26 protein-coding genes are annotated in these 26,988 nt (G+C 75.0%); 8 read left to right on the top strand and 18 right to left on the bottom strand.

The features are described from left to right. Positions 1 to 55 precede the first annotated feature (55 nt). Both ACI789_RS06500 and ACI789_RS06495 read left to right on the top strand, forming a co-directional pair. Positions 56 to 790 (top strand): PIG-L deacetylase family protein, encoded by a 735-nt coding sequence (locus ACI789_RS06500; RefSeq protein WP_457007261.1) that lies wholly within the window; start codon positions 56 to 58, stop codon positions 788 to 790. 118 nt (positions 791 to 908) lie between these two features. Next, positions 909 to 2,288: an acetamidase/formamidase family protein gene (locus ACI789_RS06495; RefSeq protein WP_457007259.1), complete on the top strand. Its 1,380-nt coding sequence runs from the start codon at positions 909 to 911 to the stop codon at positions 2,286 to 2,288. Positions 2,289 to 2,300: 12 nt separating this feature from the next. Here ACI789_RS06495 and ACI789_RS06490 read toward each other — a convergent pair whose 3' ends face one another. Then, a complete protein-coding gene (locus ACI789_RS06490; RefSeq protein ID WP_457007257.1) occupies positions 2,301 to 2,984 on the bottom strand; it encodes a response regulator in 684 nt (227 codons plus the stop codon). Then, positions 2,981 to 4,159, bottom strand: a complete 1,179-nt coding sequence (locus ACI789_RS06485; protein WP_457007255.1) for an ATP-binding protein — start codon at positions 4,157 to 4,159, stop codon at positions 2,981 to 2,983. The genes ACI789_RS06490 and ACI789_RS06485 overlap by 4 nt, the downstream gene beginning before the upstream one ends. Before the next feature lie 124 nt (positions 4,160 to 4,283). On the opposite strand from ACI789_RS06485, the gene ACI789_RS06480 reads away from it, so the two are divergent. Continuing rightward, a complete protein-coding gene (locus ACI789_RS06480; RefSeq protein ID WP_457007253.1) occupies positions 4,284 to 5,219 on the top strand; it encodes a PspC domain-containing protein in 936 nt (311 codons plus the stop codon). Then, entirely contained in the window at positions 5,212 to 5,514 is a 303-nt protein-coding gene (locus ACI789_RS06475) for a hypothetical protein (protein ID WP_456917479.1), read from the top strand. The genes ACI789_RS06480 and ACI789_RS06475 overlap by 8 nt, the downstream gene beginning before the upstream one ends. Positions 5,515 to 5,730: 216 nt before the next feature. Here the strand turns inward: ACI789_RS06475 and guaA are convergent, their stop codons facing one another. From guaA to guaB, 3 genes are read right to left on the bottom strand one after another with little or no spacing between them, the layout of a single operon-like run. Further along, a complete protein-coding gene (gene guaA, locus ACI789_RS06470; RefSeq protein ID WP_457007251.1) occupies positions 5,731 to 7,293 on the bottom strand; it encodes a glutamine-hydrolyzing GMP synthase in 1,563 nt (520 codons plus the stop codon). Beyond that, on the bottom strand, positions 7,293 to 8,441 hold the full coding sequence (locus tag ACI789_RS06465; RefSeq protein WP_457007249.1) for a GuaB3 family IMP dehydrogenase-related protein: 1,149 nt from the start codon (positions 8,439 to 8,441) through the stop codon (positions 7,293 to 7,295). Before ACI789_RS06465 ends, guaA begins: the two co-directional genes overlap by 1 nt. Before the next feature lie 2 nt (positions 8,442 to 8,443). After that, positions 8,444 to 9,964: an IMP dehydrogenase gene (guaB, locus tag ACI789_RS06460; RefSeq protein ID WP_457007247.1), complete on the bottom strand. Its 1,521-nt coding sequence runs from the start codon at positions 9,962 to 9,964 to the stop codon at positions 8,444 to 8,446. A 202-nt stretch (positions 9,965 to 10,166) separates the two neighbouring features. Between guaB and ACI789_RS06455 the strand changes: the two genes are divergently transcribed. Continuing rightward, positions 10,167 to 10,568 (top strand): DUF5319 family protein, encoded by a 402-nt coding sequence (locus ACI789_RS06455; protein WP_457007245.1) that lies wholly within the window; start codon positions 10,167 to 10,169, stop codon positions 10,566 to 10,568. 415 nt (positions 10,569 to 10,983) lie between these two features. After that, entirely contained in the window at positions 10,984 to 12,300 is a 1,317-nt protein-coding gene (locus tag ACI789_RS06450) for an S-layer homology domain-containing protein (RefSeq protein ID WP_457007243.1), read from the top strand. A 64-nt stretch (positions 12,301 to 12,364) separates the two neighbouring features. Here ACI789_RS06450 and ACI789_RS06445 read toward each other — a convergent pair whose 3' ends face one another. Continuing rightward, entirely contained in the window at positions 12,365 to 13,114 is a 750-nt protein-coding gene (locus tag ACI789_RS06445; protein WP_456917486.1) for a response regulator transcription factor, read from the bottom strand. A 340-nt stretch (positions 13,115 to 13,454) separates the two neighbouring features. Here ACI789_RS06445 and ACI789_RS06440 point away from each other — a divergent pair, with 340 nt between their 5' ends. Then, on the top strand, positions 13,455 to 13,754 hold the full coding sequence (locus ACI789_RS06440) for a WhiB family transcriptional regulator (RefSeq protein WP_456909005.1): 300 nt from the start codon (positions 13,455 to 13,457) through the stop codon (positions 13,752 to 13,754). A 161-nt stretch (positions 13,755 to 13,915) separates the two neighbouring features. On the opposite strand, the gene groL is transcribed toward ACI789_RS06440, so the two are convergent. After that, positions 13,916 to 15,559, bottom strand: coding sequence for a chaperonin GroEL (gene groL, locus ACI789_RS06435; RefSeq protein WP_457007241.1), 1,644 nt, complete (start codon positions 15,557 to 15,559; stop codon positions 13,916 to 13,918). A 175-nt stretch (positions 15,560 to 15,734) separates the two neighbouring features. Next, positions 15,735 to 16,043, bottom strand: coding sequence for a co-chaperone GroES (gene groES, locus ACI789_RS06430; protein ID WP_456917488.1), 309 nt, complete (start codon positions 16,041 to 16,043; stop codon positions 15,735 to 15,737). 183 nt (positions 16,044 to 16,226) lie between these two features. Between groES and ACI789_RS06425 the strand changes: the two genes are divergently transcribed. Then, a complete protein-coding gene (locus tag ACI789_RS06425; protein WP_457007239.1) occupies positions 16,227 to 17,453 on the top strand; it encodes a class I SAM-dependent methyltransferase in 1,227 nt (408 codons plus the stop codon). Positions 17,454 to 17,496: 43 nt separating this feature from the next. Here the strand turns inward: ACI789_RS06425 and tsaD are convergent, their stop codons facing one another. The 10 genes from tsaD to glmS form a co-directional block, all read right to left on the bottom strand. Next, a complete protein-coding gene (gene tsaD, locus ACI789_RS06420; RefSeq protein ID WP_457007237.1) occupies positions 17,497 to 18,531 on the bottom strand; it encodes a tRNA (adenosine(37)-N6)-threonylcarbamoyltransferase complex transferase subunit TsaD in 1,035 nt (344 codons plus the stop codon). Further along, positions 18,528 to 18,974: a ribosomal protein S18-alanine N-acetyltransferase gene (rimI, locus tag ACI789_RS06415; protein ID WP_457007235.1), complete on the bottom strand. Its 447-nt coding sequence runs from the start codon at positions 18,972 to 18,974 to the stop codon at positions 18,528 to 18,530. Before rimI ends, tsaD begins: the two co-directional genes overlap by 4 nt. Beyond that, positions 18,971 to 19,624: a tRNA (adenosine(37)-N6)-threonylcarbamoyltransferase complex dimerization subunit type 1 TsaB gene (gene tsaB, locus ACI789_RS06410; protein WP_457007233.1), complete on the bottom strand. Its 654-nt coding sequence runs from the start codon at positions 19,622 to 19,624 to the stop codon at positions 18,971 to 18,973. Before tsaB ends, rimI begins: the two co-directional genes overlap by 4 nt. An 11-nt stretch (positions 19,625 to 19,635) precedes the next feature. Beyond that, positions 19,636 to 20,091 carry a tRNA (adenosine(37)-N6)-threonylcarbamoyltransferase complex ATPase subunit type 1 TsaE gene (gene tsaE / locus ACI789_RS06405; RefSeq protein WP_457007231.1) on the bottom strand — a complete coding sequence of 152 codons (456 nt, stop codon included), beginning with the start codon at positions 20,089 to 20,091 and terminating at the stop codon, positions 19,636 to 19,638. Further along, positions 20,088 to 20,717: a uracil-DNA glycosylase gene (locus tag ACI789_RS06400; RefSeq protein WP_457007229.1), complete on the bottom strand. Its 630-nt coding sequence runs from the start codon at positions 20,715 to 20,717 to the stop codon at positions 20,088 to 20,090. Before ACI789_RS06400 ends, tsaE begins: the two co-directional genes overlap by 4 nt. Before the next feature lie 2 nt (positions 20,718 to 20,719). Further along, on the bottom strand, positions 20,720 to 21,907 hold the full coding sequence (locus ACI789_RS06395) for an alpha/beta fold hydrolase (protein ID WP_457007227.1): 1,188 nt from the start codon (positions 21,905 to 21,907) through the stop codon (positions 20,720 to 20,722). Then, positions 21,907 to 23,043, bottom strand: a complete 1,137-nt coding sequence (gene alr / locus ACI789_RS06390) for an alanine racemase (protein ID WP_457007225.1) — start codon at positions 23,041 to 23,043, stop codon at positions 21,907 to 21,909. Before alr ends, ACI789_RS06395 begins: the two co-directional genes overlap by 1 nt. A gap of 73 nt (positions 23,044 to 23,116) precedes the next feature. Next, complete coding sequence (locus ACI789_RS06385; RefSeq protein WP_457007223.1) at positions 23,117 to 24,574, bottom strand: NAD(P)H-hydrate dehydratase; 1,458 nt, start codon at positions 24,572 to 24,574, stop codon at positions 23,117 to 23,119. Then, the gene (locus ACI789_RS06380; RefSeq protein WP_457007221.1) at positions 24,571 to 24,963 is read right to left on the bottom strand and encodes a holo-ACP synthase; all 393 of its coding nucleotides are present in this window, start codon (positions 24,961 to 24,963) and stop codon (positions 24,571 to 24,573) included. Before ACI789_RS06380 ends, ACI789_RS06385 begins: the two co-directional genes overlap by 4 nt. 124 nt (positions 24,964 to 25,087) lie before the next feature. Next, on the bottom strand, positions 25,088 to 26,950 hold the full coding sequence (gene glmS, locus ACI789_RS06375; protein ID WP_457007219.1) for a glutamine--fructose-6-phosphate transaminase (isomerizing): 1,863 nt from the start codon (positions 26,948 to 26,950) through the stop codon (positions 25,088 to 25,090). Positions 26,951 to 26,988: the final 38 nt, after the last annotated feature.

The following is a 26,988-nucleotide window of genomic DNA, read 5'->3' as shown; positions in this document are numbered from 1 at the left end:
GCTGGTCGACCCGGTCCGCTGCGCCGCCTCCGGGGGGACACCTAGGCTCCGGCGGGTGACCTCGCCGCAGTCCCGCCGTCCCGCCGAGTCCGTCGACCGCGCGCTGTGCGTGCTGGCCCACCCCGACGACGTCGACTTCGGCAGCGCCGGGACGGTCGCGACCTGGACCGCGGCCGGCACCGAGGTCACCTACCTGATCGTCACCGACGGCGACGCGGGCGGCTTCGACGAGACCCCGCGCGAGGCGATGGGGCCGCTGCGGCGGGCCGAGCAGGAGGCCGCGGCCAAGGCCGTCGGGGTCACCGACGTCCGCTTCCTCGGCTACCCCGACGGCCGGCTGGAGCTGACCCTCGACCTGCGCCGCGACATCGCCCGGGTGATCCGGCAGGTGCGGCCGCAGCGGGTGCTGACCAGCTCGCCGGAGCGGTTCTACGAGCGGATCGGCGCCAGCCACCCCGACCACATGACCGTGGGCGAGTCGACGCTGCGGGCGGTCTACCCCGACGCCCGCAACCCGTTCGCCTTCCCCGAGCTGCTCGCCGAGGAGGGGCTCGAGGCGTGGACGGTGCGCGAGGTGTGGCTGACCGCCAGCCCGCGCGCCGACCACGCCGTCGACGTGACCGACGTCGTCGAGCTGAAGTTCGCGGCACTGAAGAGCCACGTCACCCAGGTGAGCCACCGCGACGACCTCGAGGAGTTCGTCGGCGGCTGGATGCGGCAGACCGCGTCGCGCTTCGGCCTGCCGGCCGGACGGCTCGCCGAGGCCTTCCACGTCGTGTTCACGGCATGACGCTGCGCGGCTGCCGCGCACTCGGCAACCTGCCTCTAACACAGGACCCCGGACCGTAATCCGCCGTCCGTTGGACTGCTCTCGTCCAGCACGACCCTCCGGACGGGAGACCCCACCCATGACGCTGACCACGCCGGAGGACGGCCGGCCGGACCCGGCACGTGCCGCGGAGCTCGTCGAACGCGGCATCGGCCGGCGGGCGTTCGTCCAGGCAGCGCTGGCCGCCGGAGCGGTGCTGGGCACCGGCATCGCCACCGCGGCCCCCGCGGCGGCGCAGGCGCGCACCCGCCTGCCCGGTGAGGTCCTGCAGCCGGGGCAGGGGCCGATCGACGGCGACGTCTACCTGAACTCCCTCCCGGAGCAGGTCCTCTGGGGCTACCTGCCCCGCGTCGGCGACGCGCCGGTGACCCGGCTCCGCTCGGGCGGAACGGTCACCGTCGACACCGTGAGCCACGAGGGGATCCTCGAGGACCAGGGCCGCGACCCGGTGGCCTGGTTCGGCGGCAACGGCGTCCCCCGCGAGCAGGTGCTCGACGACGCCGTCGCCATCGCCGCCGAGTACGCGAAGCACCCGCGCGACTTCGACGCCGACGGACCGCACGTCGTGACCGGTCCGGTGTTCGTCGAGGGCGCCCAGCCCGGCGACGTGCTGAAGATCGAGCCGCTCACCGCGCTGCCCCGGGTGCCCTACGGCGTCGTCTCCAGCCGGCACGGGAAGGGTGCCCTGGCCCGCCAGCTCGCCGGCCCCGAGGGCGGGATCAGCGAGGCCGAGGTCATGCCGCCGGTCTCGACGGACGGGCGCGCCACCGGGGACCCGACCCGCTACGGCAACGTCTCGGTGTTCACGCCGCTGGACTCCGGCCGGGACGGCGAGACCCGCGCCTGGCTGCCCGTCGGCGCCGCCGGCCGGCGGGTCTCCTGGCCGGTCGACTGCTTCCCCGGGCTCATGGCGGTCGCCACCGTCTCGGACGCGCCGGTGCTCAACGACCCGCTGGTGAACTCGATCCCGCCGACCGTCGGAGGCGGCAACATCGACATCCGCCGGCTCAACGTCGGCTCGGCGTTCTACGTGCCGGTCGTCGCGGAGGGCGCGCTGTTCTCGGTGGGCGACCCGCACATGTCCATGGGCCACGGCGAGGTCGCCCTGACCGCGCTGGAGGGGTCCCTGCGGCTGACCTTCCGGCTGACCGTGTGCAAGCCCGGGTCCGGCGACGCGCCTTCCGTCGCGTTCCGCTACCCGTTCGGTGAGTCGCCGGACGCGTGGCTGCCGATCGGGCTGTCCGACCCCGACGGGTTCCGCGACGGCCAGTTCGTCGACCTCGACGTCGCCGCGCGGCGAGCGGTGGTCAACGCGCTCGACTTCCTGCAGACCGACCTCGGCATGGACCGCTCGGTGGCCTACGCCTACCTCTCGGCGGCCGCCGACTTCGAGGTCTCGCAGGTGGTCGACCGGACCGTCGGCGTGCACGGCGTCATCTACAAGAGCCACTTCGCCTGACCGGCACCCGTGTCACAGCAGCCGGTTGGTCGCCGCCCAGCGGGTGAGCTCGTTGCGGTTGGACAGCTGCAGCTTGCGCAGCACGTTGGACGCGTGGGACTCCACCGTCTTCACCGAGATGAACAGCCGGGAGCCGATCTCCCGGTAGGTGTAGCCGCGGGCCAGCAGCTGCATGACCTCGCGCTCCCGGGCGCTGAGCAGGTCCAGCCCGGGGTCGGTCGCCGGGTCCTCCGAGGGCGCGGGCGCCGACGCCGTGGTCGCGGCGAAGGCGTCGAGCACGAAGCCCGCCAGCCGCGGGCTGAACACCACGTCGCCCTCGGCGACCCGGTGCACCGCGTCGAGCAGGTCCGGCCCGGAGATGGTCTTGGTGACGTAGCCGCGGGCGCCGGCGCGGATCACCGCGATGACGTCCTCGGCGGCGTCGGACACCGACAGCGCCAGCCAGCGCACCTCCGGCAGCTCCGCCCGCAGCTCCTGGAGCACCGCGTGCCCGCCGCCGCCGGGCAGGTGGACGTCGAGCAGCACGACGTCGGGCACCGTGGCCCGGATGCCCTCGACGGCACCGGCGACGTCGGCCGCCTCCCCCACGATCGCCACCGCGTCGCCCAGCTCGGTGCGCACGCCCGAGCGGACCATGGCGTGATCGTCGACGAGGAAGACGCGCGGCCTCTCCGGCACCGCCACGGCGTCACTCACGCGGCCTCCTCCCTGGGCAGGTACATCTCGACCTCGGTCCCCTCCCCCGGCGCGGAGCGCACGGTCGCCGTCCCGCCGACCCGGGCCAGCCGGCCGGTGACGGAGTCGCGCAGACCGCGCCGGTCCCCTGGGACCGTCGCCGGGTCGAACCCGGCGCCGCGGTCCCGGACGAAGACCGACACCTGGGCCGGCGTGACCTCGGTGTACAGGTCCGCCGACGTCGCGCCGGAGTGCTTGGCCGCGTTGACCAGGGCCTCCTTGGTCGCGGCGCCGAGCGCGGCGAGGGCGTCGTCCACCGGCGCGTCGCCGACGACGACCGACTCCACGGTCAGCGCGTGGTCGGCCTCGACGTCGGCGACCAGCCCGGACACCAGCGCCGCCCACGTCCCCTCGGCGGACTTCTCCGGCTCGTAGAGCCAGGTGCGCAGCTCGCGCTCCTGGCTGCGCGCCAGCCGGGCGACGGCCTTCGGGTCCTCGGCGTGCCGCTGGATCAGCGCGAGCGTCTGCAGCACCGAGTCGTGCAGGTGGGCGGCGACCGCGGCCCGCTCCTCCGAGCGCACGCGGGCGGTCCGCTCGGCCTCCCGGGAGGCCAGCAGCCGGCGCCACAGCGGTGCGGTGGCCAGCGCGACGCCGACGAGGATCACCAGGGTCGCGGCGAAGCCGTTGCGGGCGTTGGCCAGCTGGCCGGTCGTCGCCAGCAGCAGCACCACCCCGACGACGCCGAGCGCGATGCCCCCGGCCAGCACCCACGGGACGCCGGGGCGGGCCAGGGTGCGGTCGGTGTCCAGCTGCCGCCAGATGACCGCCAGCCCGGCACCGACCAGCAGCAGCGGGACGACGAGGTCGCTGTTGCCCCAGGTCGCCAGGTTCGTGACGAGGACCAGCCCGCCGAACCCGAGCAGGGTCAGCCCGAGCGCCTGCCGCCGGCTGGGCTCGGTGTCCGGCGCGGGCGCCTCGGGCACCGCGTCGACGTCGGCGACCGGCATGAAGAACCACAGCAGCGCGTAGGCGATGACACCGACGCCGGTGACGGCCAGGACGACGAAGGCGATCCGGACGACGAGCGGGTCCAGCCGCAGGTGCACCGCCGTCCCCGCGGCGACGCCGGCCAGCAGCCGCCCCGAGCGCGGGCGCGCCAGCTGCGGGCGCTGCGGCACCAGGGCGGTCGTGGTCACGCTGACGATCGTCGCACCGCGCGGTGCCGGCTCACACCGGTGATCACCCTGGAGTACCGGACCAGGGTCGATTGGGGGCCTTCCCTGATGTCCGGGGAGGGCGGCGCGGCGCAGGCTCTGTGCCATGACCTCCGTACCGCCTCCTCCCCCCGCACCCCCCGCTCCCCCGCCGTCCGAGCCGCCGGCCGCGGAGTACCCCCCGCCCGGCCCGCCGGTCCGGCCGCCACTGCGGCGCAGCCGCACGGACAAGGTCATCGGCGGCGTCTCCGGCGGCCTGGCCGAGTACACCGGCATCGACCCGCTGCTGTGGCGGGTCGGCTTCGTCGCCCTGGCGCTGGCCGGCCCCGGCATCCCGGTCTACCTGTTGCTGTGGCTGTTCATGGCGGCGGGCCCCGGCGGCAGCGGGGTCGCCCGCAGCGCCCGCGACCGGGCGGCCGCGGGTCCGCGTTCCCCGGTGCCGGGGGTGACGCTGGCCGGCCTGCTCATCGTCGTCGGCACGCTGGTCCTCATCAGCCGGTTCACCGACTGGTCGATCGGCCCGCGGTGGATCCTCGGGTCGGGCCTGCTGGTCGTCGGGCTGGGCCTGGTGGCCGCCGCCTTCTCCGGGGGACGACGGGCCAAGGGCGGGCTGATCGCCCTCGGCGCGGTCCTCTCCCTGGCGCTGCTGGCCGTCGCGGCCGAGCCGTGGCGCAACGCGGAGGGCGGCATCGGCGACCGCACGTACACCCCGGTCACCGCTGCCGACGTCCGCACCGAGTACCACCTCGGCGTCGGCGACACGACGCTCGACCTCACCGACCTCGACTTCGCCGGCCGGGACGTCCCGGTGACGACCCGCATCGACGCCGGGGTCGGCGACGTGGACGTCCTGGTCCCCCGCTCGGCCGACGTCCGGGTGCAGGTCGAGACCGGTATCGGCGACGTCGACGTCTTCGACGAGGGCGCGGCCGAGGGCTACCACGCCGGGTCCGGGTCGGCGTCCTGGAGCAACGACGGTGATCCCGAGATCGTGCTGACCATCAACGCCGGCATCGGCGACGTGGAGGTGTCCCGTGCCTGACTACAGCGAGTTCCCCACGACCCCCACCGCCTGGCAGGAGCACGCCTGGGGTGAGGTCACCCCGGTCGCCCCGCTCCCCGTCGAGGACCCGCCCGCACCCCAGCGCCGCGGCGTGGACCTCACCGCCCTGGTCCCGGGCATCCTGTTCGTCGTCCTGGCGATCTCGGTGATGGCCGGCGCGGCCTTCCCGCTGGGCCTGTTCGCCGACGGCGGGTTGCTGTGGCTGCTGCTCATCGGGGGCGGGGTGGCCCTGCTGCTCAGCGAGGTCAGGAAGGCCCGCCGCAGGAGGGGCTGACCGGCACGGGGCGGAGACGGCGAGGGCCCGGGGAGCGATCGCTCCCCGGGTCCTCGTCGCTGTGGTGGACCGGGCGGCGGACGCCGACCCGCGCGCCCGGACCCGGGCGTCCCGCCTCAGTCCGTGCACGCAACGCGGGTGCCACGCCGTTCCGTGCGCGTTGTGTGCACGAACCGTCGGCGGAACACGCCGCCGCTCCTGATCGTCAGGTGCCGGTCATTCCCACTCGATGGTGCCGGGCGGCTTGCTCGTCACGTCGAGGACGACGCGGTTGACCTCGGGCACCTCGTTGGTGATCCGCGTCGAGATCCGCGCCAGGACGTCGTAGGGCAGCCGGGTCCAGTCGGCGGTCATCGCGTCCTCGCTGGACACCGGACGCAGCACGACCGGGTGGCCGTAGGTCCGGCCGTCGCCCTGGACGCCGACCGAGCGGACGTCGGCCAGCAGCACCACCGGGCACTGCCAGATCTCCCGGTCCAGGTTCGCCGCGGTGAGCTCCGCGCGGGCGATCGCGTCGGCCTTCCGCAGCACGTCGAGCCGCTCCTGGGTGACCTCGCCGACGATCCGGATGCCCAGACCCGGGCCGGGGAACGGCTGCCGCCACACCAGCGACTCGGGCAGGCCCAGCTGCAGGCCGACCTCGCGCACCTCGTCCTTGAACAGCGTGCGCAGCGGCTCGACGAGGGTGAAGGTGAGGTCCTCGGGCAGCCCGCCGACGTTGTGGTGGCTCTTGATGTTCGCCGTCCCGGTGCCGCCGCCGGACTCGACGACGTCCGGGTAGAGCGTCCCCTGCACGAGGAAGTCGACGGTCTCCCCGTGGGCCTGCGCGTCGGCGACGACGTCGGCCGCGGCCTGCTCGAAGACCCGGATGAACTCCCGGCCGATGATCTTGCGCTTCTGCTCCGGGTCGCTGACGCCGGCCAGCGCGGTGAAGAACTGCTCGCGGGCGTCGACCACCCGCAGGTCGGCGCCGGTGACGGCGACGAAGTCCCGCTCGATCTGCTCGGTCTCGCCCTCGCGCATCAGCCCGTGGTCGACGTAGACGCAGGTCAGCCGGTCACCGATGGCGCGCTGCACCAGCGCCGCGGCGACCGCGGAGTCGACCCCGCCCGAGAGCCCGCACAGCGCCCGCCGGTCCCCGATCTGCGCCCGGATCCGCTCCACCTGTTCCTCGACGACGTTGGCCATCGTCCAGGTCGGCTCGAGGCCGGCGATGTCGAACAGGAAGTGCTGGAGCACGGTCTGCCCGTGCGCGGTGTGCCGCACCTCGGGGTGGAACTGGACGCCGGCGAGCTTGCGGTCGACGTCCTCGAAGGCGGCGACCGGCGCCCCGGTGGACGTCGCGGTGACGGTGAACCCGGGCGGCGCGGCGCTGACGGCGTCCCCGTGGCTCATCCACACCGACTGCTCGACCGGGAGGTCCCCGAACAGGCGGGCCTGGGTGGTGACGGTCAGCGGCGTGCCGCCGTACTCCCGGTCGCCGGTGCGGGCGACGGTGCCGCCGAGGCTCTGCGCCATCGCCTGGAAGCCGTAGCAGATGCCGAACGCGGGCACCCCGGACTCGAACAGCGTCGGGTCCACCTGCGGCGCCTCGGGCGCGTAGACGCTCGAGGGCCCGCCGGACAGGACGATCGCCGCGGGCTTGCGGGCGACGATCTCCTCGGCCGGCACGTCGGACGGGACGATCTCGGAGTAGACCCCGGCCTCGCGGATCCGCCGCGCGATCAGCTGGGCGTACTGGGCACCGAAGTCGACGACGAGGACGGTGGGGAACTCCATCAGGCGTCCTGCTGGGGCTGGTAGCCACCGATGACGAGGTCGACCCGCTGGAACTCCTTGAGGTCGCGGTAGCCGGTCTTGGCCATCGTCCGGCGCAGCGCGCCGAACAGGTTGGTCCGGCCGTCGGCGGTGCGCGCCTCACCGAGCAGGACGTCGTGCAGTGACCCCGCCGGCGTGACCGGCGCCGAGGTGCCGCCGCGGGGCAGCCGCGGGTGGGCGGCCACCGAGTCCCACCAGATGCCACCGCCCGGGGCCTCCGCCGCGGCCCGCAGCGGCTCACCGATCTGGACGGCGTCCGCCGCGCAGGCCAGCGCGCGGGCGATGGCGCCGCTGGTCTCGATGCGGCCGTTGGCGATCACGTGCACGTACCGGCCGCCGGTCTCGTCGAGGTAGTCCCGGCGGGCCGCGGCGGCGTCGGCGATCGCGCTGGCCAGCGGAACCCGGATGCCCATGACGGTGTCGGTGGTGGAGTAGCTGTCGGCGCCCACGCCGACGATCACGCCGGCCGCGCCGGTGCGCATCAGGTGCAGCGCCGTCTGGTAGTTGGCCGCACCGCCGACGATCACCGGGACGTCGAGGTCGGCGATGAAGTCCTTGAGGTTGAGCGCCTCGCCGGAGCTGGTGACGTGCTCGGCGGAGACGATCGTGCCCTGGATGACCAGCAGGTCGACGCCGGCGGCGAGCACCGTCGGGGCGAGCTGGAGCGTGTGCTGCGGGGAGACGCGCACCGCCGTCGTCACCCCGGAGTCGCGGATCTCCTTGACCCGCGCGGTGACCAGGTCCGGCTTGACCGGCTCGGCGTAGACCTCCTGCAGCAGGCTGACCGGAGGAGCGCCGTCCCCCGCCGCGTCGCGCAGCCGCCGGTACACCGGCGTCGGGTCGTCGTAGCGGGTCCACAGCCCCTCGGCGTTGAGCACGCCCAGGCCCCCGGCCTGCCCGACCGCGATCGCCGTCGCCGGGCTGACCACGGCGTCGGACGGGCTGGCCACCAGCGGGATCTCGAACCGGAAGGCGTCGATCTGCCAGGCGGTCGAGACGTCGTCCATGTCCCGGGTGCGCCGGGACGGGACGATGGAGACCTCGTCGAGGTCGTAGCCGCGGCGGGCGAACCGGTTGAGGCCGATCTCCACGGTGTCGCGCACGTTCATGGTCAGCGCCCCCGGTAGTTCGGTGCTTCCACCGTCATCTGGATGTCGTGCGGGTGGCTCTCGACCAGCCCCGCCGAGGTGATCCGGGTGAGCTGACCGCGCTCCTGCAGGTCGGCGACGGTGGCCGCGCCCGCGTAGCCCATCGAGGCGCGCAGGCCGCCGACGAGCTGGTGGGCCACCCCGGCCAGCGGGCCGCGGTAGGGCACCTGGCCCTCGATGCCCTCGGGGACGAGCTTGTCGTCGGAGAGGACGTCGTCGGCGAAGTAGCGGTCGCGGCTGTAGGACTGGTTGCCGCGCTTCTGCATCGCGCCGAGCGAGCCCATGCCGCGGTAGGTCTTGAACTGCTTGCCGTTGACGAAGACCAGGTCGCCCGGGGCCTCCTCGACGCCGGCGAACAGCCCGCCGATCATCACGGTGTCGGCGCCGGCGACCAGTGCCTTGGCGATGTCGCCGGAGTACTGCAGCCCGCCGTCGGCGATGACCGGGACCCCGGCCGGCTTGGCGGCCAGCGCCGCCTCGTAGACGGCGGTGACCTGCGGGACGCCGACGCCGGCGACCACCCGCGTGGTGCAGATCGACCCCGGGCCGACGCCGACCTTGACCGCGTCCACGCCGGCGTCGATCAGCGCCTGCGCGCCGGCGCGGGTGGCGACGTTGCCGCCGACGATCTGCACGCCGCGCTCGCCGGAGCCGAAGTCGGCCCGCACCCGCACCACCATGTCCAGCACCGCCCGCTGGTGGCCGTGCGCGGTGTCGACGACGACCACGTCCACCCCGGCGTCGACCAGCAGGCCGGCCCGCTTGTAGGCGTCCTCACCCACCCCGACGGCGGCGGCGACCACGAGCCGGCCGTCGGCGTCCTTGGTGGCGAGCGGGTACTGGTCGCGCTTGACGAAGTCCTTGACGGTGATCAGCCCGCGCAGCCGGCCCGTGTCGTCGACCAGCGGCAGCTTCTCGACCTTGTGCTGGGACAGCAGCCGGAGCGCGGTGTCGGCGTGCACCCCCACGGGGGCGGTGATGAGCGGCATCGGCGTCATGACGTCGCGAACGAGGCGGTTCTTGTCGGTCTCGAACCGCATGTCGCGGTTGGTGCAGATGCCGACCAGCACGCCGTCGGCGTCGACCACCGGCGCCCCGGAGATGCGGTAGCGGGCCGACAGGGCGTCGAGCTCGGCGAGGGTGTTGTCCGGGGAGGCGGTCACCGGGTTGGTGACCATCCCGGCCTCGGACCGCTTCACCAGGTCGACCTGGCCGGCCTGCTCCTCGGCGGCGACGTTGCGGTGCAGGACACCGACGCCGCCCACCCGCGCCATGGCGATCGCCATGCGGGCCTCGGTGACGGTGTCCATCGCGCTGGAGACCAGCGGCACCGCCAGCCGGATGCCGCGGGTCAAGCGGCTGCTGGTGTCCACCTCGGCCGGGACGACGTCGGACGCCCCGGGGATGAGCAGGACGTCGTCGTAGGTCAGGCCGAGCGGCGCGAACTTCGCCGGCAGCTCGGGGACGAACTCGTCGGGCTGCATGGATGCCGCCACCCCTCCGGATCGGCCGGCACCCTCTCCTGGGCGCGCGGGGAGCCTCTCCCGATCGTAGGCGGCGGCCTTCCGCGCTCGATGTGATCCCCGTCGGGCCACTACCGTGGGGGACGCGGGCGAGTTCGCGAGCCCGCGCAGAGAGCAGAGCAGGACGAGCGAACGCGGCGACGAGCGCCAGCGAGGAGCAAGCGTGAGTACGTGGGACGACGCTTCCGGGCCCGACTTCGGGCCCGCCGACCAGCCAGGTCCGCCGCCGCTGACCATGGAGGAGCGGGCCGGCGTCCTGGACGACCTCGCGGAGCTGGAGGTGTTCCGGACGCTCCTGGAGCCGACCGGCATCAAGGGCATCGTCGTCGACTGCCCCGACTGCGACGAGGAGCACCACGTCGACTGGGCGCTGATGCAGGCCAACCTGCGCCAGCTCCTCGAGGAGGGGCGAACCGGCCGGCACGAGCCGCCGTTCGACCCCGACCCCGACGCCTACGTGAGCTGGGACTACGCCAGCGGCTACGCCGACGGGGTGGCCGCCATGGCCGAGCGCGAGGAGCCCGGCGGCGAGGGCCGCGGCGGCCGGCACGCCCGCGAGGACTGAGTCACTGCGGTCCTCCGGACCGCACCGCGGCCAATGGCCGTCCCCCGGTTGGGCTGAGCCCACCCGGCCGCTCGTCGGGGACCCTCCGGGCCCCACTCCTCCCGACCACCGCGGCCAATGGCCCTCCCCCGGTCGGGCTGAGCCCACCCGGCCGCTCGTCGGGGACCCTCCGGGCCCCACTCCTCCCGACCACCGCGGCCAGGCGCAGCGGCCGGCGGCCCGCCTCTCGAACGACACCCACACCTCCCCTCCCGGCGGGATCAGCCGTCACACCGACGCGCCCCGGGTCCCCGCCGGGCCGTCGTCCCGTTGATACGAACGCCTCGGTTCCGCTCGGGACCGCACGGCTGAGCCCGGGGTCCCTCCCCGCCGCGACGTCGGCCACCGGACGACAGGCGAGGAGCGTGATCGGGGCATGGGTCTGCGACGGGCAGCGACGGTCGTGGTCGGCATCGCCATGGCGCTGGTCACCGCCGGACTCCCGGCGACGGCTCCGGCCGCGGCCGCGGCGACCACCTTCACCGACGTCCCGAAGGACGCCCCGTACGCGGCCGACGCACGGTGGGTGGTCGACCAGGGCATCACCACCGCCCCGAACGGCAGGTTCGCGCCCACGGCGACGGTCACCCGGCAGGACCTGGCCGTCTTCCTGTACCGGACGAGGTTCCCCGGGAAGACCGCCCCCGCCTGCACGACCAAGCCGTTCGGCGACGTGCCGACGTCCTCGTCACGGTGCGGGGCGATCGCCTGGCTCAAGAGCGCCGGCATCGTGACCGCCAAGCCGACCTTCAGCCCCGGTGCGACGGCGACCCGGGAGTTCCTCGCCTTCGCCGTCTCCCGGCTGGGCGGCACCCCGCCCCGGGCCTGCACGAGCGCGCCGTTCCGCGACGTCCCGGTGACGTCCGGCGCCTGCGCCCCCGTGGCGTGGCTGCGGGCGCAGGGCATCGCCGTCGGGATGCCGGACGGGACCTTCCGCAGCCGGGACGCGGCCACGCGCTCGACGACGGCGACGTTCCTGCACGGCTGGTCCGACGTCCGCACGCCGGTCCTGGGCGCCGACGTGTCGCACCCCCAGTGCGGCGGGCCGCTGCCCACCGGTCAGGCCTTCGGCGTCGTCGGGGTCAACGCGGGGACGGCCACGACGACCAACCCGTGCCTGGCCGAGCAGCTGGCGTGGGCCGAGCGCTCGGCCGGCGGCACCGGGCAGCCGCGGGTGCAGCTGTACGTCAACACCGCCAACCCCGGCGGCCTGAACACCGCGTCCTGGCCGCGGTCGGGGAAGAACCGCTACGGCACCTGCACCGGCACCAACTCGGCCGCCTGCGCCTACCAGTACGGACGGGACCGGGCCCGGGACGACGTCACCGTCCGCGGGGTCAACCGGCCGCAGGACTTCGTCTGGTGGCTGGACGTCGAGCTGGAGAACACCTGGGACCTCACCGCGGCGGGTGCGGCGAGGAACGTCGCCGTCCTCGAGGGGATGGTCGACCAGCTGCGCAGCGCCGGCGTCGCCGGGGTCGGCCTGTACTCGACGGCCTACCAGTGGGGGACGATCGTCCGGTCCGCGGTGACGTCGACCAGCCCGCTCAACGGGCTGCCCAGCTGGCTGGCCGGCGCTCGCAACGTCGCCGGTGCCCGGGCCGCGTGCCAGCTGCCCCCGCTGACCCGTGGCGGGCGGGTCGTGATGGCCCAATACATCGACGGCTTCGACCGCAACCACTCCTGCACCTGACCGGGCCCGGACACGGCGGAGGCCCCGGAGCAGCTGCTCCAGGGCCCCCGCCGTCCGTGGTCGGTCAGCTCATCATGCCGCGGCGGAAACCGGTGGCGACCGCCTCGGCGCGGTCCTTGGCCCCCAGCTTGCGGAACAGCCGGCGGGCGTGGGTCTTGATGGTGTCCTCGGACAGGTAGAGCTCGCGGCCGATCTGGGCGTTGCTCTTGCCCTGGCTCATGCCGGTGAGGACCTGCATCTCACGCATGGACAGCTGGACCTGTGCCGGCTCGCGGACGGTGGAGCGCACCGTCGTCGGGCTGATCCCGGCCAGCGGGCTGGCCCCGTTCCACGACGGCGCGCTGCTGGAGGCGCCGACCGACGCGAGCGGCACCGGCTGCTGCGGCACCGCCGGCACCGGACCGCGCCCGTCGACCCGCAGACCGACGCGGGACAGCCCCAGGCCCATCTCCAGGGCGGTGGCGTCCCAGCGCAGGTAGCCCCGGGCACCGACCGCGACCGCGGCCCGCACCGTCTCGGCGTCGTCCGGCGCGCCGAGCACGAGGACCGGCAGCTTCGGGTAGGCGCGCAGCGCCTGGGTGGCGACCGTCAGCCCCGAGTCGACGGCCCGCTGGGTGCCGACCAGCAGGACGTCGGGCATCCTGGTGGCCAGCCGGGACATGAGGGCCGCGGCGTCGCCGACGACCTCCACCCGGCCGACGAACGGCAGAGCCACCAGACGGCCCGCGATGTCGTCGCGGACCCGCCGCCGCTCGTCGTAGACCCACACGGTCGTCGTGCCGTGGCCCGGACCGCGCATCCTGTCGTCGATCACGCCTGCTCCTCGCTCCCCCGGCTGGTACTGCCGGGTCCCACCGCCCGGTTCCCCCGGCCGGGTGTCGCTCGGTCGGGAGCTCCCCGTCCGGGGACCCACCGCCGTCGCTCCGGTCGTGGCCGACGCTCCGGACGGGTGTCCCACGCCGGTGTTCGGCACGACCTGCAGTCACCTTGATCGACCGGCGGGCGGGACGACAGCCGCTCTCACCCAGCGGGGGGAGACGACAACCGTGAAAATGCGGGGTCACGGTGTGTTTGACCCACGGACACGTCGGGCACCGGCCCCCATGCAGCCGGACCGCCCCCTCCGGCTCGCGCTGAGCCGAGGAGGACCTGAGATGGCCGACATCCGCCGCCTGCCCACTCCCGTCGCCGAGGTCTGGGACTGGCAGTTGCACGGCGCCTGCCGAGGTGAGAGCACGGCCCTGTTCTTCCACCCCGACGGCGAGCGCGGGCCGGCCCGGGCCCGTCGCCAGGCCGCGGCCAAGGCGGTGTGCAGCCGCTGCCCGGTCATCGACGCCTGCCTCAAGCACGCGCTGGCCGTCCGCGAGCCCTACGGGGTCTGGGGCGGCATGAGCGAGGAGGAGCGGGCCCGGCTGATCGCCGCGGAGCCCGCCGCCGTCGCCGCGGGGGTCTGAAGCCGCCACACGCTGAACGCCGAGAGGGCGGGTCCGGTCGATCCGGACCCGCCCTCTCGGCGTTCTGGCGCCCTCCTGAGTGGCGAGATCGGCGATCTCGCACGTCCCGACGACGGGAATCGTGCGAGATCGCCCGATCTCGTCAGGAGGCGGGGCTCACCTCAGTGGGCGTGCCCGTGGCCGTGCGAGTGACCGTGCGTGTGGTGCCCGCCGCCGGCGTGGTCGTGCTCCTCCTCGGGAGCGTCGACGACGGCGGAGTCGGTGGTGAGCACCATCGCAGCGATCGAGACGGCGTTGTTCAGCGCGGCCTTGGTGACCTTGACCGGGTCGATGACGCCCTGCGCCGCCAGGTCGCCGAACTCGCCGGTGGCGGCGTTGAAGCCCGAGCCCTTGCCGGCCTCGCGCACCTTGGCGACGACGACCCGGCCCTCGAAGCCGGCGTTCTCGGCGATCCGCACCAGCGGGGCGTCGAGCGCGGTCCGCACGGCGCGGGCGCCGGTCAGCTCGTCACCGGAGAGGCCGAGGGAGTCGATCGCCGCGGCCGCGTGGACCAGCGCCGAGCCACCACCGGGGACGACGCCCTCCTCCACCGCGGCGCGGGTGGCGGCGATGGCGTCCTCGATGCGGTGCTTCTTCTCCTTCATCTCGACCTCGGTGGCCGCACCGACGCGGATGACGCCGATGCCGCCGGCGAGCTTGGCCAGCCGCTCCTGCAGCTTCTCGCGGTCCCAGTCGGAGTCGGTGGCCTCGATCTCGCGGCGGATCTGGGCCACGCGGTCGCCGATGGCCTCGCGGGTGCCGCCGCCGTCGACGATCGTGGTGTTGTCCTTGTCGACCACGACGCGCCGCGCGGTGCCGAGCACCTCCAGGCCGACCTGGTCGAGCTTGAGGCCGACGTCCTCGCTGACCACCTGACCGCCGGTGACGACGGCGAGGTCGGTCATGAACGCCTTGCGGCGGTCGCCGAAGTAGGGCGACTTCACCGCGACGACCTTGATCGTCTTGCGGATCGAGTTGACGACGAGGGTGGACAGCGCCTCACCCTCGACGTCCTCGGCGACGATCAGCAGCGGGCGGCTGCCGGTCGACAGGACCTTCTCCAGCAGCGGCAGCAGGTCGGCCAGCGCGCTGATCTTGCCCTGGACGAGCAGGACCAGAGCGTCGTCCAGGACGGCCTCCATGGCCTCCTGGTCGGTGACGAAGTAGGGCGACAGGTAGCCCTTGTCGAACTGCACGCCCTCGGTGACGTCGAGCTCGGTGGAGAGGGTGTTGCTCTCCTCGACGGTGATGACGCCGTCCTTGCCGACCTTCTCCATGGCCTCGCTGATCAGCCGGCCGACCTCGGCGTCCTGCGCGGAGATCGTGGCGACGCCGGCGATGGCCTGCTGCTCGGAGACGGGGATGGCGACCTCGTCGAGGGCCTTCGACACCGCGTCGGCGGCCGCGCGCATGCCGGTGCCCAGCGCCATCGGGCCCGCGCCCGCGGCGACGTTGCGCATGCCCTCCTTGACCAGGGCCTGGGCCAGCACGGTGGCGGTCGTGGTGCCGTCGCCGGCGACGTCGTTGGTCTTGGTGGCGACGTTCTTGGCCAGCTGGGCGCCGAGGTTCTCGTACGGGTCCTCGAGGTCGACCTCGCGGGCGATGGTCACGCCGTCGTTGGTGATGGTCGGCGCGCCGAACTTCTTGTCGAGGACGACGTTGCGCCCCCGCGGGCCGAGGGTCACCTTGACCGCATCGGCGAGCTTGTCGACGCCCCGCTCGAGCGAACGGCGGGCGTCCTCGTTGAACTTGATGATCTTGGCCATGGGCCCTTCCGATCTCAGGGTGGTGCGGGACCGACGACGACCGCCCCGGGACCCGGTCAGATGCGGGTCGCCGGGGCGGTCAGAGAAAGGACCTCGTCCCCCTCACGCCTCGCACGCTCGGCGCGAGCCTCCGGACGAGGCCGAAGAGGAGAGGAGTCCTCCTAGGAGGTCGCGGTCACTTCTCGACGACGGCGAGCAGGTCCCGCGCGGAGAGGACCAGGTACTCCTCGCCGGCGTACTTGACCTCGGTGCCGCCGTACTTGGAGTAGATGACCACGTCGCCGACGCTGACGTCGAGCGGGACGCGGTTGCCGTTGTCGTCGATGCGACCGGGGCCCACGGCGATGACCGTGCCCTCCTGCGGCTTCTCCTTGGCGGTGTCGGGGATGACCAGACCGGAGGCGGTGGTGGTCTCGGCCTCGTTGGCCTGGACCACGACACGGTCCTCCAGCGGCTTGATGTTGACCTTGGTAGCGGTCGTCACGTCGGCGACGCCCCCTTCGGTGTCGGACGGCTGTGGGTGCTGATGCTGTGGCACGGTGCGGACGGCCTGCCGTCGCGGGGATCAGGCACCTGCCCGTGTCGATTGGCACTCTACCCATGAGAGTGCCAGCCGCTCAACCGGGTCCCCGGACCGGGCGACGGACCCGTGCGTCACGCTGGCACCGTGCCCGACGAGCCCGCTCCCGACGCGCTCGTCCAGCTCAGGTGGCTGCAGACGCCGGAGGGCCGGTCGGCGGCGGCCCGCGCGGCCGGGTTGCTCGCCGAGGGCGCCGACCTGCTGACCGCGCTGGGGCGGCTGCGGGCGGAGGTGGGGCCCGCGCACGCCGGGCCGGCTTGGGAGCTGGCGCGGCTGCGCGCCCGCGCCCGCCCGGTGTTCGGCCCGGACGCCGACGTCCTGTTCCTGACCGCCGACACCCTGGAGCAGGCCGGCCGGCCGATCCTGGCCGCCCGCCGCGCGACGCGGCTGCTGGCCGGCGGCGGGCCCACGGCGGCCGACCTCGGGTGCGCCTCGGGCACGGACACCGTCGCGCTGGCCCGGGCAGGCGCCTCGGTGGTCGCCGTCGACCGGGACCCGCTCGCCCGGGAGCTCACCGCGGCCAACGCCGCGGCGCTGGGCGTCGCCGACCGGGTCACGGCGGTGGACGGCGACGTCGTCGACCTCGTGGCCGCAGCCGCCGGCGGAGAGGTGGCCGGGTGCGGCGCCGCCGTCCTGGACCCCGCGCGGCGGGCCGGCGGACGGCGGCAGCTGAACCCCGACCGGTGGTCCCCGCCGTGGTCGACCGTCGCCGCGCTGCTGGACCGCGTGCCGCGCGCCGTGGTGAAGGTGGCGCCCGGGCTGGACCACGAGCGGGTGCCCGCCGGCGTCGAGGCGGAGTGGGTGTCGGTGGGCGGCTCGATCGTCGAGGCGCTGCTGTGGGGGCAGGCGCTCACCGTGACGTGGCGGCGCGCGTCGCTGGTCCGCGACGGCGCGGTGCTGGAGCTGACCGCCGACGCCGACCCCGGGCCGGCCCCCGTGGGCCCGGTGCGCGACTGGCTGCACGAGCCCGAGCCGGCGGTGATCCGGTCGGGCCTGGTCGCGCTGGTCGCCGACGAGCTGGGCGCCACCCTCGTGGACCCGACGATCGCCTACCTCACCTCCGACGCCCCGGCCGGCTCCCCGTGGGTCTCCTCGTACCGGGTCGCCGAGGTGCTGCCGTTCAACCTCAAGAAGCTCAAGGCGCTGCTGCGGGCGCGCGGCGTCGGCCGGGTCGTGGTGAAGAAGCGCGGGTCGCCGATCGAGCCGGAGCAGCTGGCCCGGCAGCTGCGCGGCCCGGGCGCGGGGTCGGCGGTCGTCGTCGTCACGCGGGTCGCCGGCGCCCCCACGGCGCTGGTGTGCGACGTCGCGGGGTGAGCGGAGGAGATCCGTCCGCGTGAGTCGGACGGACCCACTCCGCTCAGCGGGTGACGACCTCGATCGGCAGGGAACTGTCCGCACCGAGGTCCGGGGCGGACGGCGCCACGCCGGCCGCGACCAGCCGCGAGCCGAGCGCGGCGACCATCGCGCCGTTGTCGGTGCACAGCCGGGGGCTGGGCACGCGCAGCACGATCCCGGCCTTCGCGCACCGCTCCTCGGCCAGCGCCCGCAGCCGCGAGTTGGCCGCCACCCCGCCGCCGAGCACCAGGTGGTCGACGCCGTGCTCCTGGCAGGCGCGGACGGCCTTCCTCGTCAGCACGTCGGCCACCGCCTCCTGGAACGACGCCGCGACGTCGGCGACCGGCACCGGCTCCCCGGCCCGCTGCCGCGCCTCGACCCAGCGGGCGACGGCGGTCTTCAGCCCGGAGAAGGAGAAGTCGTAGGGGGCGTCGCGGGGGCCGGTCAGCCCGCGCGGGAAGTCGATCGCGGCCGGGTCCCCCTCGCGGGCCGCCTTGTCGATCGGCGGCCCACCGGGGAAGGGCAGGCCCAGCACGCGGGCCACCTTGTCGAAGGCCTCCCCCGCCGCGTCGTCGATGGTCCGGCCCAGCGACTGCACCCCGCGGGAGAGGTCGGGCACGAGCAGCAGCGAGCTGTGCCCGCCCGAGACCAGCAGCGCCAGCGAGGGCTCGGCGAGCTCGCCGTGCTGCAACTCGTCGACGGCGACGTGCGCGGCGAGGTGGTTGACCCCGTACAGCGGCTTGCCCAGCGCCAGCGCGTACGCCTTGGCCGCGGCCAGCCCGACCAGCAGCGCGCCGGTGAGCCCGGGGCCGGCGGTCACCGCGATCGCGTCGACGTCGTCGGCCCGCACCCCCGCCTCGGCCAGGGCGCGGTGCAATGTGGGGACCATCGCCTCCAGGTGCGCCCGCGAGGCGATCTCCGGGACGACGCCGCCGAAGCGCTCGTGCTCGGCCATCGAGGTGGCCAGCGCGTCGGACAGCAGCGTCCGCCCGCGCACCAGCCCGACCCCCGTCTCGTCGCACGAGGTCTCGAAACCGAGGACCAGCGGCTCACTCACAGCTTCTCCCGCTTCATCACGACGGCGTCGGTGCCGCTCGGTTGGTAGTAGCCGCGGCGTCGGCCGATCTCGGTGAACCCGCGCCGCCGGTAGAGCCCCTGCGCCACCTCGTTGTCGGCGCGGACCTCCAGCAGCACCACCGGACTGCGCCGGTCGGCCTCCTCGAGCAGCGCGTCGAGCAACTGCGCGCCGATCCCCTCGCCCTGCCGGTCGGCGGCCACCCCGATGGTGGCCACGTGCGCCTCGTCGTCGTAGGCGATCAGCCCCGCGTACCCGACGAGCCGGTCGCCGTCCTCGGCCACCAGGTAGTACCGGGTGTCGGTGCGGGACAGCTCGTCGCGGTACATCGCCGCGGTCCAGGTGTCCGGGGCGAACAGCTCCTCCTCGAGCTCGAGGACGGCCGCGAGGTCGGTCAGCCGCATCGGCCGCAGCCGCGCACTCACGTCGTGGTCACCGGCTTGAACGACGTCGGCGGGACCGCGTCCGGGCGGCGCAGGTACAGCGGCACCAGCGGGGCGAGGGTGGGCGACGACAGAGCCGACGGGTCGGCCAGCTGCGCCGCCGCGGCCCGCAGCAGCCCCGCCGTCGTCACCTCGGCCGGGGTGACCTCGACGCCCAGCCGCTCGGCGAACCGCGGGTCGCCGACCACCGGGCCCTCGACGGTCAGCTCCTCCGGGCGCACCACGCCGGGGCCGGCGGTGCGCGCCCCGTCGGCGGCGTAGGCGGCCCAGTAGACCTCCTTGCGGCGGGCGTCGGTCACCACGGTGCGGGCGCCCGAGCCGATCGCGTCCAGCGAGCACACGCCGACGGCGGGCAGCCCGCGGGCGTCGGCGAGGGCCGCGGCGGTGACCACGCCGACCCGCAGCCCGGTGAACGGACCGGGGCCCAGGCCGGTCACGACGGCGTCGACGTCGGCGGTCGACAGGCCACCCTCGCCGAGCACCTCGGTCACGGCGACGGTGAGCAGCTCGGCGTGCCGGTTGCCGGAGGGGACGGCCCGCTCGGCGAGGACCTCGACCGGGCCCTCCGGGGACCAGCGCGCCAGGCCGGCGACCAGCGTCGGGGTGGCGGTGTCGAGGGCGAGGACGAGCACGGACGCCCAGGTTACGCAGCGCCGTCCAGGCGCCGCTCCCAGCCGGGCCCGTGCGGCACGAGCAGCGCCGTCCGGACGTCGTCGTCGCGGCGGTCCAGCCGCACCTCCAGGTGCTCGTCGGCGAGCTGCTCGACCTTGCCCTGGCCCCACTCGACGACGGTGACCGACTCGTGGGCCGAGGCGTCGAGGTCCAGGTCGTCGACGTCGGCCACGCCGCCGAGGCGGTAGGCGTCGACGTGCACCAGCGGCAGCCGGCCGCCCCGGTGCACCCGGGAGATGACGAACGTCGGGGAGGTGACCGGCTCGCGCACGCCGAGCGCGTCACCGACGCCCTGGGTGAGCGCGGTCTTGCCCGCGCCCAGCGGGCCGACCAGCACGACGAGGTCCCCGGCGCGGAACAGCCCGGCCAGGGTCGCACCGAACGCGCGGGTGTCCTCCGGGGTGGGCAGCACGTGCTCGCGCTTCACGGCAGGCTCCTCGCGACCGCGGTCAGGTCGGCGAGCAGCCCGGCCCGCGGCGCGCCGTTGGGTCCGAACCGGATCGCCGCCGACGGGTGGTAGGTGGCCCACACCGCGCGGCCGTCCACCTCGTGCGCCCGCCCGCGGACCCCGGCCAGGACGGTGCGCGGTCCCAGGAACCACTTGGCCGACGACAGGCCCAGGGCGACGACGACCGGCGGGTCCAGCAGCTCCAGCTGCCGCCGCAGCCAGCCGCTGCAGCGCGCCACCTCCGGGGCCTTCGGCGTCCGGTTGCCCGGAGGGCGGCACTTGACCACGTTGAGCACGGCGGCCTCGCCGCGGTCGAGCCCGGCCTCGGCCAGCAGCTGGTCGAGCAGGGCGCCGGACCTCCCCACGAAGGGCCGGCCGCTCGCGTCCTCCTGCGCGCCGGGGGCCTCGCCGACCAGCGCCAGCCGGGGACGACCGGAGGCCGGGACGTCGCCGACCACCACGTGCTGCCGGGTGGCGGCCAGCTCCGGGCAGGCCACGCAGGGCCGAGCGGCGGCGGCCAGGGCGGCCCAGTCCGGCGCCGCGGCGGCGGTGCGGGCCACCTCCTGCGCGGCGGCGTCGAACCGCGGCGGACGCGGGGCGGCCACCGTCAGCACCCCCGACCCGCGATGTCGGGCAGCCCGGCGATCACCCGCCGCAGCAGCGCCGAGAGCGCCGCGGTCACCTCGTCGGGCTTCTCGAGCAGCACCATGTGGCCGGCGTCCTGCACCGTCACGTAGTCGCTGTCCGGCAGCCGCTCGACGATCGCGTCGCTGTGCTCGCTGGGGATGAGCGTGTCCTTGGCCCCCGTGAGCACCAGCGTCGGGATGCCGCGCAGCGGCGCCAGCGCGGCGGTGTGGTCCATGCCGGCCAGCGCCGGGTAGAACTCCGCGATCACCTCGACCGGCGTGCCGGCGATCATCGAGTCGACGTAGCGCCCGAGGGCCGGGTCGACGTCGGCCGACGCGAAGGACAGCGCCCACGTCACGTGCGAGATGAGGTCGGCGGCCAGCCGGCGGGTGCGCTCGGCGAAGGCCGGACGGCGGCGCATCGTGAACGCCGCCACCGGGAGGAACGCGGCCCGCACCCGGGTGAGCAGCTCGGGCATCCCGAAGTCCAGGTCGGCCAGGTTCCCGCTGGAGGTGCTCATCAGCGCGGCGCCGACGACCTTGGTGCCGAACAGCTCGGGCCGCAGCGCGGCCAGCGCCATGATCGTCATGCCGCCCATCGAGTGGCCGACCAGCACCACCGGTCCCCGCGGCGCCCGGCTCTCGACGACCCGGGCGAGGTCCCGGCCCAGCTGCTCCATCGTCGAGTGCTCGGCCGGTCCGCGACCGGAGGAGCCGTGGCCGCGCTGGTCGTAGAAGACCAGCCGGGCCTTCGGACGGGAGCCGTTGGCGGTGGCGAGCTCCGCACCCAGCGCCCGCCGCTGGAAGGTCCACGACGCCATCGACAGCGTGTAACCGTGCACGAAGACGACGGTCAGCGGCGCGTCCGCCGGGCCGACCTCCTCCACGTCGAGCAGGACGCCGTCGTCGGCCAGGACCAGCGCCGTCCGGTCCGCCCGCCGCGCGGCCGGGCCCAGCGGGTCGTCCTCCCGCAGCTGCGCGTCGGTGGCCCCGGGCGGCAGCCCCGCCGCCGACCCCAGCCGCTCGGCGCCCACCCGCCGCGCCGCCGCGCGGCTGAGCCCGATGCCGACCGCGGTGCCGGCGGCGGCCAGACCCAGGACGGCGCCGACGATGCCGACGCGGTGGTGCGCGGAGCCCTTCCTCGGGGCCGGCTGCTTGCGGGCCGCCATCAGATCGCGCCCGCCGAGCCCACGTGGCGGCGGGTGAACCGGCCCCCGATCCGGGTGACCAGCTCGTAGTGGATGGTGTCGACGGCGTCGGCCCACTGTTGCGCGGTCGGCTCGCCGCGGTCCCCCGGCCCCCAGAGCACGACCTCGTCGCCGGCCTGCACCTCGGCGTCGCCGACGTCCAGCACGAACTGGTCCATGCAGACCCGGCCGGCGATGGTCCGGTGCGCTCCGGCGGCCAGGACGGGAGCGTGGTTGCCGGCCGCCCGCGGCACGCCGTCGGCGTACCCGACCGGCACGAGGGCGAGGGTGGTCTCGGTCTCCGGGAAGTAGGTGTGCCCGTAGGAGACGCCCACCCCGGCCGGGACCCGCTTGGTCAGCGCCACCGAGGCCCGGACCGTCATCGCCGGGCGCAGGCCGTGCACGGCGGGGTCCCCGCCGAGCGGGTCCAGGCCGTAGATCGCGACACCGGGCCGGACCATGTCGTACCAGGTCTCGGGCAGGGCGACGGTGGCCGCGGAGTTGGCCATGTGCCGCCGGGCGTCGGTCAGCCCGGCCGCGCGGGCGATCGCGACGGCCTGCTCGAACACCCGGACCTGCGCGCCGATCGTCGGGTGCGTCGGGGCGTCGGCGTAGGCCATGTGGCTCCACAGCCCGACCACCTCGACCTCGCCGCCGGCCTGCGCCCGTGCCGCCGCGGCCACCAGACCCGGCCAGTCGGCCTCGGTGGCGCCCTCGCGGGAGAGCCCGGTGTCGGCGAACAGGTGGACCCGGGCGGTGCGGCCGGTGGCGCGGGCCGCCGCCACCACCTCGGCCAGGGCCCACTCGGCGCTGACGGAGAGCTCGACGTCGGCGGTGAGCGCAGCGGCGTAGTCGGTGCCGGGGGCGTGCAGCCAGGCGAGCACGGGGGCGGTGATGCCGGCCGCGCGCAGCGCCAGCGCCTCCTCGAGGACGGCGACCCCGAGCGCGTCGGCGCCACCGGCCAGGGCGGCGCGGGCCGCCGGGAGCATGCCGTGCCCGTAGCCGTCGGCCTTGACCACCGCCATCAGCGGCCGCCCGACCCGCTCGCGCAGCACCGCGGTGTTGGCGGCGATGGCGTCCAGGTCGACGAGGATCTCCGCGCGGGCTCGGTCGGTCACGTCTCCTCCTCGCTGGCGCTCGTCGGAGACGTGCCCCTCGGTGCTGTGCCTCCGCGTGACCTCGCAAACTCGGTCACGTCCCCGAGTCTCCCAGGCGACCGGCCGGGGCCCCGTGCAGGCGGGCCAGCGTCGCGGGCAACCGGCGGACCAGGTCCCCGGCGATCAGCGGGCCGTGCTCGGCGGCCGCCTGCCCCGCGCGGCCGTGCACGTGCGCGGCCACCGCCGCCGCCTCGACCGCCGGCAGCCCGGTGGCCAGCAGCGCCCCGCCGATGCCGGAGAGCACGTCACCGGTGCCGGCCGTGGCCAGCCACGGGGTGCCGGTGCCGTTGACGAACGCGGTGCCGTCGGGTGCGGCGACCACCGTGGCGTCGCCCTTGAGCAGCACGACGGCGCCGAGGTCGGCGGCCAGCCGGCGGGCCGAGCCGATCCGGTCCGCGGTGACGTCGGCGCCGAACCGGGCGAACTCCCGGTCGTGCGGGGTCAGCACGGTGGGGGCGCCGCGGTCGCGCACCAGCTCCGGCTGCTGCGCGGCCATCGTCAGCGCGTCGGCGTCCACCAGGACCGGCAGGTCGGTGGCCAGCACCTCGGCCAGCACGCTGCGCGCGTCGTCGTCGGTGCCCATGCCGGGGCCGACCACCCAGGCCTGCACGCGGCCGGCGTCGCCGGGCCGGCCCTCGGTGACGATCACCTCCGGCCAGGCGGCGCGCACCCCGGCCGCCGCCGTCCCCGCGTAGCGGACCAGGCCCGGCCGGGTCCGCAGTGCCGCCCCGGTGCACAGGACGGCGGCCCCCGGGTAGGTCGACGAGCCGGCGACGATCCCCACCACACCCTGCGTGTACTTGTCGTCGCCGGCGTGCGGCGGGCGGATCCGCGCCGCGACGTCCGCGTCGGCCAGCTGGTGGACCGACGCGGCGGGCAGGTCCAGCCCGATCTCGACGAGGTGGACCGTCCCCGCGTACCCGCGGCCCTCCCCCGCCACCAGCCCGGGCTTGACCGCGCCGAAGGTCACCGTGTGCTGGGCGGGGAACGCCGTGCCCGGCACTGCGCCCGTGTCGGCGTCGACGCCGCTGGGCACGTCGACGGCGACCATCAGCCCGGGCCCGGAGGCTGCCTGCTCGACCAGCGTGGCGGCCGCTGGACGCAGCCCGCCGGCGCCGCCGATGCCGACGATCCCGTCCAGCACGAGGTCGGCGCGGTCGAGCCCGGTGGGCCCGTCGGGGCCGGTGACCCGCCCGCCGGCGGCCCGCAGCGCGGCGAGGCCGGCCGGGTGGGCGCGCTCGGCGTCCAGGAGGACGGCGGTCACCCGCGCGCCGCGCCGGGCGAGGGCAGCGCCGGCGAACAGCGCGTCCCCGCCGTTGTTGCCGGCGCCCACCAGGGCGGTGACCCGGACGCCGACGGCGCGGCCCAGCAGCCGCAGGCAGACCGTCGCCAGCCCCATGGCGGCCCGCTGCATCAGCGTGCCCTCGGGCGTGGCGGCGAGCAGCGGCGCCTCCGCGGCGCGCACCTCCTCGGCGGGGTGGAGCCCGATCACGGTGCCTCGTCCCCGCGCGGGAAGCCCTCGGCGACCACCACGGCCGACGCGATGCCGCCGTCGTGGCTCAGGGACACGTGCCAGGAGCTGACGCCGAGCTGGGCGGCCCGGCCGGCGACGCTGCCCCGGACCTGCAGGTGCGGCCGACCGTGCTCGCCCACGGTGACCTCGGCGTCGTGCCAGCGCAGGTCTCCGGGGGCGCCGAGGGCCTTGGCGAGGGCCTCCTTGGCCGCGAAGCGGGCGGCCAGCGACTCCCCCGTGCGCGGCGCCCCCGAGGGCGTGCGCTGCTCGGCGGCGGTGAACAGGCGGTCGCGCAGCCCGGGCGTGCGGACCAGTGAGGCGGCGAAACGGTCCACCGGCACCACGTCGATGCCGACCCCGATGATCACCCGGTCAGTCTGCCCTGCCGCCGTCCGGCCTGCGTCCCGGTGCGGACACCGACCTCAGCACAGCGCCGCCGACCTCGCGGTGTGCGGCGAGGTCGGCGGCGACAGAGTGCGGTCGGCGATCAGCTCACTCGACGGTGACCGACTTGGCCAGGTTGCGGGGCTGGTCGACGTCGTAGCCGCGGGTGTCGGCGATCTCGCAGGCCAGCACCTGCAGCGGCACCGAGGTCACCAGCGGCGCCATGAGCGTCGGGGTCCGCGGCACGCGGATGATGTGGTCGGCGTAGGGGACGACGTCCTCGTCGCCCTCCTCGGCGATCACGATCGTGCGCGCACCGCGGGCCCGGACCTCCTGGATGTTGGAGACCACCTTGCCGTGCACCGACTCCCGCGCCCGCGGTGAAGGCACCACGACGACGACCGGGGTGCCCTCGTCGATGAGCGCGATCGGGCCGTGCTTGAGCTCGCCGGCCGCGAACCCCTCGGCGTGGATGTAGGCGAGCTCCTTGAGCTTGAGCGCGCCCTCCAGCGCCACCGGGAAGGCGACGTGCCGGCCGAGGAACAGGATCGTGTCGGCGTCGGCCAGGGAGCGGCCGAGCTCGCGCACCGGCTCCATCTGGGCCAGCACCTCGCGCACCGCCTCCGGCGTGCGGCGCAGCTCCTCGACGATCGTGGCGACCTCGTCGGCGAACTTGATGCCCCGGACCTGCGCCAGGAACAGCCCGACCAGGTAGCAGGCCACGATCTGGGCCAGGAAGCTCTTGGTCGAGGCGACCGCGACCTCGGGCCCGGCGTGGGTGTAGAGCACCGCGTCGGACTCGCGCGGGATGGTCGACCCGTTGACGTTGCAGATCGCCAGCACGCGGGCCTTCTGCTCCTTGGCGTGCCGCAGCGCCATCAGCGTGTCCATGGTCTCGCCGGACTGGCTGATCACGACGACCAGCGTGGAGCGGTCGAGCACCGGGTCGCGGTAGCGGAACTCGCTGGCCACCTCGACCTCGACCGGGATGCGGGTCCAGTGCTCGATGGCGTACTTGGCGATCAGACCGGCGTGGTAGGAGGTGCCGCAGGAGACGACGAAGACCTTGTCGATCTCGCGCAGCTCCTGGTCGGACAGGCGCACCTCGTCGAGCACCAGCTCGCCGCTGTCGCCGAGCCGGCCCAGCAGGGTGTCGGCGACGGCCTTCGGCTGCTCGGCGATCTCCTTGAGCATGAACCAGTCGTGGCCGCCCTTCTCGGCGGCCGCGGCGTCCCAGTCCACGGTGTAGGCGGTCGGCTCGACGACCGTGCCGGCGAAGTCGGTGACCGTGAGGCCCCGCTCGCGGTCGATCTCGACGACCTGGTCCTGGCCGAGCTCCCGGGCCTCCCGGGTGTGCGCGATGAACGCGGCGACGTCGGAGCCCAGGAAGTACTCGCCGTCGCCGACGCCCACCACCAGCGGGCTGTTGCGGCGGGAGGCGACGAGGGTGTCGGGCTCGTCGGCGTGGGAGGCCACGAGGGTGAACGCACCCTCGAGCCGCCGGCTCACCGCGCGCATCGCCTCGGCCAGCCGGCCCGGGCCCTCCGGTGTCTCCGCGTAGTGCGCCGCGAGCAGGTGCGCGGCGACCTCGGTGTCGGTCTCGGAGGTGAACTCGACACCGGAAGCCTCGCACTCGGCGCGCAGGGCGGCGAAGTTCTCGATGATCCCGTTGTGCACCACCGCGACCTTGCCGTCGGCGGACACGTGCGGGTGCGCGTTGCGGTCGGTCGGCCCGCCGTGGGTGGCCCACCGGGTGTGCCCCAGGCCGATGGTCGCCGAGGGCAGGGGACGGTCGGCGAGGACCTTCTCCAGGTTGGCCAGCTTGCCGGCCTTCTTCGCCGTCGCCATCTCCCCGTCAGCGAGGACGGCGACGCCCGCCGAGTCGTACCCCCGGTACTCCAGCCGGCGCAGGCCGTCCAGGACGACGTCCAGGGCGTTCTGCGGGCCGACGTATCCCACGATTCCGCACATTGTCCCGAGGGTACCGGCGGAAGCGGACGCCACCGTCC

This window comes from Geodermatophilus sp. SYSU D00965, assembly GCF_054050075.1.
This window is presented reverse-complemented; position numbering and strand designations above follow the sequence as displayed.

What these genes read in the sequence shown, in the direction of transcription:
- ACI789_RS06495 (WP_457007259.1), top strand. Translation starts at nt 909, where the DNA reads ATGACGCTGACCACGCCGGAGGACGGCCGGCCGGACCCGGCACGTGCC.
- guaA (WP_457007251.1), bottom strand. Translation starts at nt 7,293, where the DNA reads ATGGAGTTCCCCACCGTCCTCGTCGTCGACTTCGGTGCCCAGTACGCC.
- guaB (WP_457007247.1), bottom strand. Translation starts at nt 9,964, where the DNA reads ATGCAGCCCGACGAGTTCGTCCCCGAGCTGCCGGCGAAGTTCGCGCCG.
- ACI789_RS06440 (WP_456909005.1), top strand. Translation starts at nt 13,455, where the DNA reads ATGGCCGACATCCGCCGCCTGCCCACTCCCGTCGCCGAGGTCTGGGAC.
- ACI789_RS06480 (WP_457007253.1), top strand. Translation starts at nt 4,284, where the DNA reads ATGACCTCCGTACCGCCTCCTCCCCCCGCACCCCCCGCTCCCCCGCCG.
- ACI789_RS06395 (WP_457007227.1), bottom strand. Translation starts at nt 21,907, where the DNA reads ATGGCGGCCCGCAAGCAGCCGGCCCCGAGGAAGGGCTCCGCGCACCAC.
- glmS (WP_457007219.1), bottom strand. Translation starts at nt 26,950, where the DNA reads ATGTGCGGAATCGTGGGATACGTCGGCCCGCAGAACGCCCTGGACGTC.
- ACI789_RS06450 (WP_457007243.1), top strand. Translation starts at nt 10,984, where the DNA reads ATGGGTCTGCGACGGGCAGCGACGGTCGTGGTCGGCATCGCCATGGCG.
- ACI789_RS06465 (WP_457007249.1), bottom strand. Translation starts at nt 8,441, where the DNA reads ATGAACGTGCGCGACACCGTGGAGATCGGCCTCAACCGGTTCGCCCGC.
- groL (WP_457007241.1), bottom strand. Translation starts at nt 15,559, where the DNA reads ATGGCCAAGATCATCAAGTTCAACGAGGACGCCCGCCGTTCGCTCGAG.